The 11,072-nt window shown below is 65.4% G+C and carries 8 protein-coding genes; 6 read left to right on the plus strand and 2 right to left on the minus strand.

Going from position 1 to position 11,072, the window contains the following annotated elements:
• Window positions 1-312: 312 nt before the first annotated feature.
• The 6 genes from NTY77_12505 (at window position 313) to NTY77_12530 (ending at window position 8,812) form a co-directional block, all read left to right on the plus strand.
• Window positions 313-1,245, plus strand: a complete 933-nt coding sequence (locus tag NTY77_12505) for a DUF362 domain-containing protein (GenBank protein MCX5796308.1) — start codon at window positions 313-315, stop codon at window positions 1,243-1,245.
• 3 nt (window positions 1,246-1,248) lie between these two features.
• Window positions 1,249-2,823 carry a 4Fe-4S dicluster domain-containing protein gene (locus tag NTY77_12510; GenBank protein MCX5796309.1) on the plus strand — a complete coding sequence of 525 codons (1,575 nt, stop codon included), beginning with the start codon at window positions 1,249-1,251 and terminating at the stop codon, window positions 2,821-2,823.
• Between the two features lie 63 nt (window positions 2,824-2,886).
• Window positions 2,887-3,435, plus strand: a complete 549-nt coding sequence (locus tag NTY77_12515) for a TetR/AcrR family transcriptional regulator (GenBank protein ID MCX5796310.1) — start codon at window positions 2,887-2,889, stop codon at window positions 3,433-3,435.
• Window positions 3,432-4,751 carry a TolC family protein gene (locus tag NTY77_12520; protein MCX5796311.1) on the plus strand — a complete coding sequence of 440 codons (1,320 nt, stop codon included), beginning with the start codon at window positions 3,432-3,434 and terminating at the stop codon, window positions 4,749-4,751. The genes NTY77_12515 and NTY77_12520 overlap by 4 nt, the downstream gene beginning before the upstream one ends.
• Window positions 4,748-5,635 carry an efflux RND transporter periplasmic adaptor subunit gene (locus NTY77_12525; GenBank protein MCX5796312.1) on the plus strand — a complete coding sequence of 296 codons (888 nt, stop codon included), beginning with the start codon at window positions 4,748-4,750 and terminating at the stop codon, window positions 5,633-5,635. Before NTY77_12520 ends, NTY77_12525 begins: the two co-directional genes overlap by 4 nt.
• A gap of 99 nt (window positions 5,636-5,734) precedes the next feature.
• A complete protein-coding gene (locus NTY77_12530) occupies window positions 5,735-8,812 on the plus strand; it encodes an efflux RND transporter permease subunit (protein ID MCX5796313.1) in 3,078 nt (1,025 codons plus the stop codon).
• A 23-nt stretch (window positions 8,813-8,835) separates the two neighbouring features.
• Here NTY77_12530 and NTY77_12535 read toward each other — a convergent pair whose 3' ends face one another.
• Window positions 8,836-9,963 (minus strand): MBL fold metallo-hydrolase, encoded by a 1,128-nt coding sequence (locus NTY77_12535; GenBank protein ID MCX5796314.1) that lies wholly within the window; start codon window positions 9,961-9,963, stop codon window positions 8,836-8,838.
• Window positions 9,964-10,094: 131 nt separating this feature from the next.
• A complete protein-coding gene (locus NTY77_12540) occupies window positions 10,095-10,973 on the minus strand; it encodes an MBL fold metallo-hydrolase (protein ID MCX5796315.1) in 879 nt (292 codons plus the stop codon).
• Window positions 10,974-11,072 lie beyond the last annotated feature (99 nt).

An 11,072-nucleotide genomic window follows, 5' to 3' on the forward strand; every position in this document is an offset into this window, starting at 1 on the left:
CGGCCACCCCATCCTTGGGCCCTCTCAGCCAGTGGTCGACCCCGAAAGGGTGGTCGGCATGTCCGAGATGGTGGTCGGCATGCTCCGAGACGGTGGTCGGCATGCTCCGAGATGCTGGTCGGCTTGGTCCGAAAAACGCACGTGAAGGCGATGACCAGGTTGCTCGACGCCTCCTTCGGAGTGGAGAGCGGAGCGGCGCCGGCCGGTGCGGCGAGCAGGACCACGGCGAGGAGGGCGTTGTTCATGCCGCATAGCTTAGCAGATTGGCGCCGAGTGCGAGCGGGTCTCGCGGTTTGATATCATAGAGGTCCGATGAAGATCACGCGCAAGGGCTTCCTCAGGCTGGGTCTGACCGCAGCGGCCGGCGGGCTCCTGCCGCCTCTGCTCCGCCGGCCTCTGCTGGGCAAGGCCCAGGAAGCGCCCGCGCCGTCCTACCCGGACCTGGTCGCGGTGCGCGACGGCTCGCCGGTCCAGATGTTCGACGCGGGGATCAAGGCCCTGGGCGGCCTGGGCCGCTTCGTCAAGCCGGGCCAGACCGTCCTGGTCAAGCCCAACATCGGCTGGGACAAGACGCCCAGCGAGGGCGCCACCACCAACCCCGACCTGGTCGGCCGCATCGTGGCCGCGGCCTACGAGGCCGGCGCCAAGACCGTCTACTGCTTCGACCATCCGGTCAACCGCGAGGCGGACTGCTACCGCCGCTCCGGCATCGCCGACGCGGTCAAGCGCAGCGGCGGAGAGATGCGCACCGGCGAAGATCAGAAAGCCTACCGCAAGGTCGCCATCCCCAAGGCGCAGGTGCTCAAGGAAGTCCTGGTCCACGAGCTCTACCTCGACTGCGACGCGGTCATCAACGTGCCCATCCTGAAGAGCCACGGCGGAGGACGGATGACCGCGGCCCTGAAGAACCTCATGGGCGTGGTCTGGGACCGCCGGTTCTGGCATCGCGAGGGCCTGCAGCGCTGCATCGCGGAACTGCCGCTGCTGCGCCGGCCGGACCTCAACGTGGTCGACGCCTTTTTGGTCATGATGGAGAACGGCCCCTACGGCGCCACCACCGACGACCTCGACATGAAGAAGATGCAGCTGCTCTCCTCAGACGCCGTCCTCGTAGACACCGCGGCGGCCAAGGTCCTGGGCTATGCGCCGGAGAGCGTCGCGTACCTCAAGATGGCCGCCGAGCTGGGCGTGGGGCGCATGGACCTCGATAAGGCCGCCATCAAGCGCATCTCGCTGAAGGTCTGAGCCGTGGCTCACCGCGTCCGTTTGCTGACCCAGACGGCGTTCCTGGCCCTGAGCCTCGTTGTCTTCTTCGGCCTCATCCCCGGGCGCGCCATCGCGGCGGTCTATCACGGCCTGCACCTTTTCCCGACCTTGGCCTCCTTGCCCTGGTTCATGCTCCCGCCCTTGGGTCTGGTCTCGCTGGCCGTGACCGGGGCGCTGCTGCTGGCCACGCTCATCTTCGGAAGGCTCTACTGCTCCTTCCTCTGTCCGGTGGGATTTCTGCAGGAGCTTTCGCGCCGCCTGGGCCAAGCCCTCGGCCTGGCCGGCCGCGGCACCGCGGGCTGGACGCCGGTGCGGCTCCTGGTCTTGGCGCTGTGCGCGGCTTTCCTGGCGCACCGCTCCTCGGCCTATCTCTACTTCGACCATTTCAGCAGCCTGGGCCGGGTCTACGGCCTCGGCCATGCCCTTCGGGCCGGAGGCCCCTGCGGAGCGAATTTCGCGCTCGGACTGGTCTTCCTGGCGGTCATCGTCCTGGTCCCGCTGCGCTGGCCGCGCTGGTTCTGCGGGGCGCTGTGCCCGTCAGGGACCCTCTTCATGCTGATGCAGACGGTCGCGCCCGGCAAGGTGCGCGGCCAGGAATGCGGGGGGGAATGCGGCAATTGCGCCGAGCTCTGCCCGGCCCTCTGCATCAGCGACGGCCGCATAGACGGCAAGCTCTGCATCAACTGCCTGGAGTGCTCCAGCGTGTGCGCCAAGCAGGCCATGGCCTTCACCTTCAGATGGCCCTGGCGGGCGGGTGACGCCGGACAGGGCTCCCGTCGGGCGCGCAGCGACAGCGAGCACCCGACGGGATGTCCGGCGGCAGGACCCGCCCGCAAAGGCGCGGCTCTGTCGCGGGCAGACTTCCTGGCCGGCGCGGGCTTCTCCGTCGCGGGCTGGGCCGCCGGTTCGTGGCTGAAGAGACGCTTCCTGGGGCTCGGCCCGGCCGCGGCCGTGGTCCCGCCCGGCGGCAAGGCGTACGCTTCCTTCCTGGAGCGCTGCGTGGCCTGCGACACCTGCGTGTCCGTCTGCCCGAGCCAAGTCCTGGTCCCGGCGAGCCGCGGGCTGGGCTTGGCCGGCTCGGCCAAGATCCGGCTCGACTACGGCGTGAGCTACTGCGCCTACGAGTGCAACGCCTGCCTGGCCGTGTGCCCGAGCGGGGCCATCTCGTATTTCCCGCTGGCGGCCAAGAAGCGCATCCGCATCGGCAAGTCGCGCCTCATCAAGGAGATCTGCATCCCCTACGCCTTCGAGCGCGACTGCGGGGCCTGCCAGGAGCAGTGCCCGAGCGGGGCGCTGACCATGGAGCCTTTCAAGTCCGTCTACGCCCCGGTCCAGCATGAGGACTACTGCATCGGCTGCGGGGCCTGCCAGTTCGCCTGCCCGACCCGGCCGCGCAAGGCCATCGTGGTCGATCCCATAGAGGTCCATGCCTTCGCCTCGCCGCCCAAACGCGGCAGCAAGATCGATTGCCGGACCTGCGCCGAGGGCAGGGGCGGCCAGGCCTGCTGGCGCTGCCGCCCGGCCGCGGACGAGGCGGACGGCGGCTTCCCCTTCTGAGCCGCGCCTAGGGGAAAGTACTTATTGACAAAATAGGTTCATTCTGTCAAAATATCTATTGTCATGAGCCCGGCCCAGCAGCGCAAGGATATCCGGCGCCAGTCGATCCTGGCCGCGGCCCTGGAGTGCTTCATCCAGTACGGCCTCCACAAGACCACTTTCGAGGACGTGTCCAAGCAGGCCGGAGTGTCGCGTTCCCTGCTCTACGCCTACTTCAAGGACAAGAGGCACCTCTTCCTGTCCGTGGTCAAGGACGTCCTGGACGAGTACCGCCGGAAGACCGACACGGTGCTTAAGTCCGGCCTGGGCAGCCGAGAGAAGTTCCAGGAAGTCCTGGGACTGTGGGGCGTGGAACTCTACGCCAAGGGCGCGGACAGCCCGAATGGGGGCGAACTGCTGGACGAGGGGCTGCGCGCCTGGGAGCAGGTCGGGGTCAAATATAAGGAGTACCTGATCCGGGTGCTGGCCGGATTCGCGGGCGGCGCCGATGCCGCCGAGCTCGTCGTTTTGTCCATCAAGGGGCTGCAGAGCGACCGCCCCTCCGTGCCGGTCCTGCGCAAGCGCATCGGGCTGCTGGCGCAGTTGGCCTGGCAGCGGCGGGGGCGGCCATGACGACGGCCTGGCTCTTGGCGGCGGCGCTCTGGTCCTGGCCCGCGGCGGCACAGTCCGGCGCTCCGATGGAACTCACCCTGGACCGGGCCGTGGCCTTGGGCCTGCAGAAGAACCTTGACGTCGCCCTCGCCGAGGAACAGCTGGCCTACCTGGAGGCCCAGCGCCGCCAGGCCATCGGCATGGCCCTGCCGGCCGTGACCCTGACCGGGCTTTACAACCGCAACCTCGAGAAGCCGTCGTTCTTCCTGGCCGGCGCGGTGCTCAAGGCCGGGCAGGACAACAGCATGCGCCATGCGGCGAGCCTCCAGCAGTACCTGTTCACCGGCGGGATGGTCAAGCAGGGGATGCGGGCCGCGACCGCCGGGGTGGAAGGCGGCCGGGCCCAGTCCCAGTCCGCCAAGTCGGACGTGGTCCTCGCAGCCAAGAGGCTTTTCTACGCCGTGTGCCTGGACAGCGCGACCGTCGCCATCCAGCGGGATACCCTGTCCTTGGCCCAGGACCATCTCAGGACCATCGAGGAGCGCTACCGGCAGGGACTCGACAGCGACCTCGTGGTCCTGCGCCAGAAGGTGGAGGTGGCCAACGCCCAGCCGGCGCTGCTGGCCGCGAGCAACAGGGAGGAGCTGTCCTTGACCATGCTCAAGGACGCCTTGGGCTTGGATGTGGACGCCCCGGTGCTGGTGCAGGGCTCCTTGGAGGGGCGGCCTTACTCCTTGATGCCCTACGAGGCTCTGCAGGCCTCGGCCCTGGCGAACAACTCGGACTACCAGGCCGCGCGCAAGCAGTTCGAGCAGGCCGAGGCCATGCTCGCCGTCCAGAAGGGCTTCCGCTGGCCGTGGCTCTCGGCTTACGCGGACTATCAGTGGTACTCCGAGTCCAACCACGCCTGGCCCGGGCCGCAGGAGCGGGCCACCAGTTCCGTGGTCGGCCTGCGCCTGAACTACCCGCTCTTCACCGGAGGCCAGACCACGGCCAAGATCCAGCAGGCGAGCTCCCAGCTCGATTCGGCCCGCACCGCGATGGAGAAGGTGGCGCGGGCCATGAAGGTCGAGGTCAAGCGCGGGTGGCTCAACGTCAAGGAAGCCTGGGAGCGCGCCCAGAGCCAGGAGTCGGCCATCAGCCAGGCGCGCCGGGCCTTGGAGGCCACCGAGGTGCGCTACCGCGCCGGCCAGGCCAGCCTGCTCGAGCAGAACGACGTCACCTTGGCCCTGCAGCAGACCCGGCTGCTCTATGCCAACGCTTTGCACGACTACCGCGTGGCCCTGGCGGCGCTGGAACGCGCCGCGGGCGGTCCCGTGGAGGAGGCCGTACGATGAGAAGACTGACCGTTTTCATGATCCTGGCGCTGCCCCTGCTGGCCGCTTGCGGCAAGAAGAAGGACGCCGCGGCGCGGCTCGACACCTACCCGGTCAAGACCATGCCCGCGCAGGTCCGCGACCTCGAGGAGACCATCCTCCTGGTCGGCAGCATCAAGGCCAAGGACGAGGCGGCCCTCTTCTCCCGGGTCCCGGGCAAGCTGCTGGAGAACCTCCTCAAGGAAGGCGAGCGGGTCCGCAAAGGCCAGGCCGTGGCTCTGGTGGAGCGCGACGAGGTGGGAGTGCGCTTCGAGCCCGCGCCGGTGCCTTCGACCTTGAGCGGCACGGTCGCGCGCATCTATCTGGACCGGGGGCAGGACGTGACCTTGGCGACGCCGGTCGCCTTGGTGATGGATTCCAGCGAGATCATCGTGCGCGCCGAGGTCCCGGAGCGCTACGCCGCGCGGGCCGATGTGGGCGAGTCCGTGCGCGTGCGGGTGGAGGCCTATCCGGAGCGGACTTTCAGCGGCCGGGTCTCCAAGGTCAGCCCCGTGGTGGACCCGGCCACGCGGAGCACCGTCATCGAGGCCCGTCTGGACAACGCCGGGGGCAGGCTGCGCTCCGGGATGTTCGGCGAGGTCACCCTCATCACGGGCAGCCGTTCGGGCGTGCTGGCCGTGCCCAAGGACGCCTTGACCGACGGCAGCGGCCCGGCGGTCTTCGTCATCGAGAACGGCAAGGCCGTCAAGCGCGAGGTGGAGCTGGGCCTGCAGAGCGACCGGTTCCTGGAGATCCGCAAGGGCATCAAGCCCGGCGAGAAGGTCGCGGTGTTCGGGCTCTACGGCCTCAAGGACGGCAGCCCGGTCGAGGTCTTGGCCGAATTGAGTGGGGAGGAGAAGGAGTGAACACGGAAAGCCTCCTGCCGTCCAATGGCGCGGCGCCCTTCGGACGCCGCGCGGGTTCCGGCGCTGCGCGCCGGAACCTCCAGGGTTGAGGCGAGCGACATGAAGATCTCCGACGTCTGCATCAAGCGCCCGGTCTTCACCACCATGATGATGGCGGCCCTGGTGGTCATCGGCGCCTTCTCCTTCCAGCGCCTGGGCCTGGACTACTTCCCCAACATCGACATCCCCTTCGTCATCATCTCGACCACCCTGCCCGGCTCGGGCCCCGAGGAGATCGAGACCTCCATCACCAAGCCCATCGAGGAGGCGGTCAACACCATCTCCGGCATCGACAGCCTCAAGGCCACCAGCTTCGAGGGCCTCTCCCAGGTGATGATCTCCTTCGTGCTGGAGAAGAACATCGACGTGGCGGCCCAGGAGGTGCGCGACGCGGTCTCCCGCGTGCAGCGCGACCTGCCCGAGGGCACGGACCCGCCCGTGGTGCAGAAGTTCGACCCCGGGTCCCTGCCGGTGATGTCCATCGCGGTCAGCGGGGAAATGCCCATCCGGGAGCTCACCACCATCGCCAAGAAGCAGGTCAAGGAGCGCCTGGAGTCCGTGGACGGGGTGGGCAAGATCTCCATCGTGGGCGGCCGCGAGCGGGAGATCCACATCGTGCTCAACCCGCTCAAGATGGCCTCCTTCCAGCTCACGGTCATCAAGGTCAAGGACGCCCTCAAGCAGCAGAACATCGAGATCCCGGGCGGCCGCGTCGAGCAGGACCGGCGGGAGTTCGTCCTGCGCACCATGGGCCGCATCGAGAAGCCCTCCGATTTCGAGAAGGTCGTGGTGGCCACGGTCAAGGGCGTGCCCGTGCGCATCCGGGATATCGGCCGGGCCGAGGACACGGCCGAGGACGCCCGCTCTTTGGCGCGCCTCGACGGGCAAGAGGCGGTCTCGCTCACCGTGCAGAAGCAGTCCGGCACCAACACGGTTGAGGTCATCAGGAAGGTCAAGGCGCGGCTCGATGAGCTCAAGCCCACCCTCCCCGCCGGCATCAAGGCCGAGGTCATCCGGGACATGTCCGGCTTCATCCTGGCCTCGGTGCACGCCGTGGAGGAGCACTTGGTCCTGGGCGCGATCCTGGCGGCGCTGGCGGTGTTCTTGTTCATGGGCGCGTTGCGGCCGACCTTGATCGCGGCCTGCGCCATCCCCACCTCCATCATCGCCACCTTCCTGCTCATCGACCGGGCGGGCTTCACGCTCAACATCATGACCTTGCTCGGCCTGACCATCGCGGTGGGCATCGTCATCGACGACGCCATCGTGGTCCTGGAGAACATCTTCCGGCACATGGAGGAGCACGGCACCCCGGCCGAGGAGGCCGCCTCCACGGGGACCAAGGAGATCGGGCTCGCGGTCATGGCCACCACGCTCTCCTTGGTCATCATCTTCCTGCCTCTGGCCAACATGGGCGGCATCGTGGGGCGCTTCCTGAAGAGCTACGGCCTGACCGTGGCCTTCGCCGTCTCGGTGAGCCTGTTCGTGGCCTTCACCATGACCCCCATGCTCTGCTCTCGGTTCTTGAGGGTGGAGCAGAAGAAGAACCGCTTCCAGGTCTGGGTGGACCGCTTCAACGACTTCCTCAAGGACCACTACGGCCGCCTGGTGCTCTGGGCGATGGCTCATCGTTGGACGGTCGTGGCGATCGCCATCGGCATCGCCTTGTCCTCTTTGCCGTTCCTGAAGCTGGTCGGCAAGGACTTCATCCCGGCCGACGACTCCAACGAGTTCGAGGTCAACTTCACGGCGCCCGAAGGGACTTCTCTCTCGGCCACGGACCGCATCCTGCGCCAGGTGGAGGAGGAGGTCAAGCGCCTGCCCCACGTGACCTCGGTGATGAGCTCGCTCGGCGAGGGGGAAGGCTCCAACGTCAACGACGCGCGTCTCTTCGTGCGCCTGGCCGACATCTCCCGGCGCAAGCTCGGGCAGGACCAGATCATCGACCTGGCCCGCCGCGCCCTGGCCAAATATTCGGCCCTGCGCCTGAGCGTCAACCCGGTCTCCCACTTCGGCGGCGGCAAGATGCGCGACGCCGCCTTCCAGTACTACATCACGGGGCCGGACCTGAACCTGCTGCGCGAGTACTCCGCCAAGGTGGTCGATGCCCTCAAGGCCACCCCGGGCGTCGTGGACGTGGACACCTCGTTGGTCTTCGCCAAGCCCGAGGTGAAGGTGCGCATCGACCGGGACCGCGCCCAGGACCTGGGCGTCAAGATCGAGGACATCGCCTTGGGCCTGCGCACCATGGTCAGCGGCGACGAGAAGATCACCAAGTACAAGGAGGGCGACGAGCTCTACGAGGTGCGCATCCGGGTGGACAAGCAGTTCCGCGACCGCAAGGAGGTCGTGGGAGCCCTCTACGTGCCCTCCTCCAAAGTCGGGCTGGTGCGCCTGGACAACGTGGCCCGCCTCGTCGAGGACACCGGCCCGTCCCAGATCGACCGCATGGACCGCCAGCGCGAGGTGGGCATCCTGGCCAACCTGGCGGGCGTGCCGCTCAACGTCGCCATCGCCAAGGCGGAGGCGACGGTCAAGGCGCTGAAGATGCCTCCCGGCTACACGACCGGCATGGAGGGCAAATCCAAGGAGTTCGGCCGGATGCTCAGCGAGTTCCTGCTGGCCTTCTTCCTGGCCGCGATCTTCATGTACATGGTGCTGGCCTCGCAGTTCGAGAACTTCCTGCACCCGGTCACCATCATGCTTTCCCTGCCCCTGGCCATCCCCTTCGCGATCCTGTCCTTGATCCTGCTCAACCAGTATCTGACCATCTTCTCCATCATGGGCTTGTTCATGCTCTTCGGCATCGTGAAGAAGAACGCCATCCTGCAGGTGGACTACACCAACACCCTGCGCCGGCAGGGCCTATCGCGCGACGCAGCCATCCTGCAGGCCAACAAGACCAGGCTGCGCCCCATCCTCATGACCACCTGCGTGCTGGTCGCGGCCATGACCCCGGTGGCCCTGTCCCGCGGCCCGGGGGCGGCCAACCGCGCGACCATGGCCGTGGTCATCGTGGGCGGGCAGACTTTGTGCCTGCTCATCACCTTGCTCATCGTGCCCGTGGCCTACAGCCTCTTCGACGACGCGGGACGCTGGCTGCGGGAGAAGTATGGGTCGCGCTCGCCGCGGCCCTGAGGCCGCCCTCCGGGCGGCCTAGGTCATTCCAGGGCGGGCTGCGCCGATTCTCGGCTGTCCTCGGATCCGGAGGACTGCGGGCTCCATCGCGAGGGGCTCGCCATTCCGTCGTGGTGGACGATCACCGGGGTCCCCATCACGGGACTGATTTGTGGATAGATCTCGAGGAGGTCCTCCCCGAATATGATCTCTCCGCTGAAGATCTTTCTGAATTCAACTAGGGTCGCGATCTCATCCACCGGCATAGGACCGAAGTGCGTCAATACGAGCTTCTTGACGTTCGCCTTTTTGGCCATTGTGGCCACTTCTTCCAATGTGCAATGAGCCCTCTTCCGGGGGGGCTTGGGATGGTCGCCGGGCTGGGCGTGGAAGAGGCCTTCCGGCGGCTTCTGCGGGATCAGCAGTCCGGAATCGATGACGAGGATATCGGCGTCCTTGGCCAGCGCGATCAGATTGTCCGAATAAGTCAGATCACCGGAAACGACGATGGACTGCCCGTCGGCATCGAAGCGGTAAGCCAGGGTGTATATCGAATGCGGCACTTCTGTCGTTGTTATCCTGACGCCGTGCAAGACGAAACTATTGTTCCCCTTTAATTCTTTGATGTCCACATTCGAAGTTATGCCGTCCCAAGTCAAACATTCGACGATGCTTTTCCTATATGCCATATCCTCCTTATAGTAGGTAGTCAAAAATTCATGCAAGGCTCTTGTCTTTGGGGGACCGATCAGGTCCAAGTGCTTTCGCCCACGGAGCCAGGAATCCATGGAGAGGGGGATGTAGGCTCCATCGTGGTCGATATGATGGTGAGTGAACATCATGGTCTCAATATCGCCGGTGTCGACATCCAATTCCATCAAGCGCGCCTTTGTGCCGAACCCCATGTCCACCAAGAATAAATGTCCCTTGTACTGGATCAGTGTGCTGGGGTTGGATCTCTTGTGAGTAGGGGCGGGGCCGCCGGTGCCGATCAAAATCACGCTGAAATCTTTCTTGGATTTGAATTTGATAGGGGCTTTCTGTGGGGGGGCTGATTGGGAATCGGGGTTGCCGGCAGCCCGTAGGTCGCCGCGCCCCTGCAGACTCGAAAGACCAAGGGCCAGAACCGTCAGGAAGGCAAGAAAATAGGCGCGATTCGGTTTGTGGATCATTCGCAGGAGCGCTGAATCGTACAATCCATAATAACACATCCTGAAACCAGTATGCCAATTTGTCGGGTGAGCCGCGCCTTCCTTTCGCAAACCCTGCCGCGATACGGGGTGTGGTAGGGGAGCCCGGCGTCCTAGTGGGATGTCGGCCCGTGCGGCGCCGGTCGGAACGCGGTGATGCCCCGCTCGCGCTCCGTCAACACGCTCTCGGCGGCATGGCCGGGCTGGGGAGAGACCTCGACGAGATCCTCCCCAAAAATGATCTCATGGCTGAAGATCTTCCCCATTTCTCTTAGGGTCGCCTTCTTGTCGACAGGCCCAGGGGAGAAATGAGTCAGCACGAGTTTCTTGGTCTTCGCTTTTTCGGCCATCGTGGCCGCTTCCTTCCATGTGCAATGACTCGGCTTGCCGTTCATCGTCCCCGGAGTAAACTTGATGGGCAGGGGTGGCGGCTGCATGATCAGCAGTCCCGCATCGATGACCAGGACATCGGCGTTCTGAGCCAGCGCGATCAGATTGTCCGAATAAGTCAGATCGCCGGAAACGACGATGGACTGCCCGCCGGCATCGAAGCGATAGGCCAAGGTCTTTATTGAATGCGGCACTTCCGCCGTCGTTATCCTGACGCCGTTGAGGACCAGACTCTCTCCTCCGTTGAGTTCCTTGATGTCCACATTCGAGATCATGCCGTCCCACGTCAAAGATCCCACGATGGATTTCCTATAGGTCATGTCCTCCTTGTAAAAAGCGGTCAAAAACTCATGCAAGGCTATTACCCCTGGAGGGCCGAGCAGGTTCAAGTGCTTACGCCCACGGGCCCAGGAATCGAGGGAGAGGGCCGTGTATTCTGAGCTGTGGTCGATATGGAAGTGAGTGAACATGAAAGTCTCTATCTTGCCGGTATCGACGCCCGCTTCCGCCAAGCGCGCTAAGGTGCCGTCCCCCATATCCACCAAGAAGAGATGTCCCTTCGCTTGTTTCGCCCATTTTGTTAGGGCCGGGGAAATTTCCATCAGCCGATCTCCAGCGCCGTGTAGACGCTCACGGGTAGCCCCATGTACTTGAGGATTTCCTTGTGCTGAACCGTAAGGCCCTGAAACTGTCGGTGGACC

The organism is Elusimicrobiota bacterium (assembly GCA_026388095.1).
Lineage (GTDB): Bacteria > Elusimicrobiota > Elusimicrobia > UBA1565 > UBA9628 > UBA9628.

What these genes read in the sequence shown, in the direction of transcription:
- NTY77_12505 (MCX5796308.1), top strand. Translation starts at nt 313, where the DNA reads ATGAAGATCACGCGCAAGGGCTTCCTCAGGCTGGGTCTGACCGCAGCG.
- NTY77_12540 (MCX5796315.1), bottom strand. Translation starts at nt 10,973, where the DNA reads ATGGAAATTTCCCCGGCCCTAACAAAATGGGCGAAACAAGCGAAGGGA.
- NTY77_12525 (MCX5796312.1), top strand. Translation starts at nt 4,748, where the DNA reads ATGAGAAGACTGACCGTTTTCATGATCCTGGCGCTGCCCCTGCTGGCC.
- NTY77_12515 (MCX5796310.1), top strand. Translation starts at nt 2,887, where the DNA reads ATGAGCCCGGCCCAGCAGCGCAAGGATATCCGGCGCCAGTCGATCCTG.
- NTY77_12535 (MCX5796314.1), bottom strand. Translation starts at nt 9,963, where the DNA reads ATGATCCACAAACCGAATCGCGCCTATTTTCTTGCCTTCCTGACGGTT.
- NTY77_12530 (MCX5796313.1), top strand. Translation starts at nt 5,735, where the DNA reads ATGAAGATCTCCGACGTCTGCATCAAGCGCCCGGTCTTCACCACCATG.
- NTY77_12520 (MCX5796311.1), top strand. Translation starts at nt 3,432, where the DNA reads ATGACGACGGCCTGGCTCTTGGCGGCGGCGCTCTGGTCCTGGCCCGCG.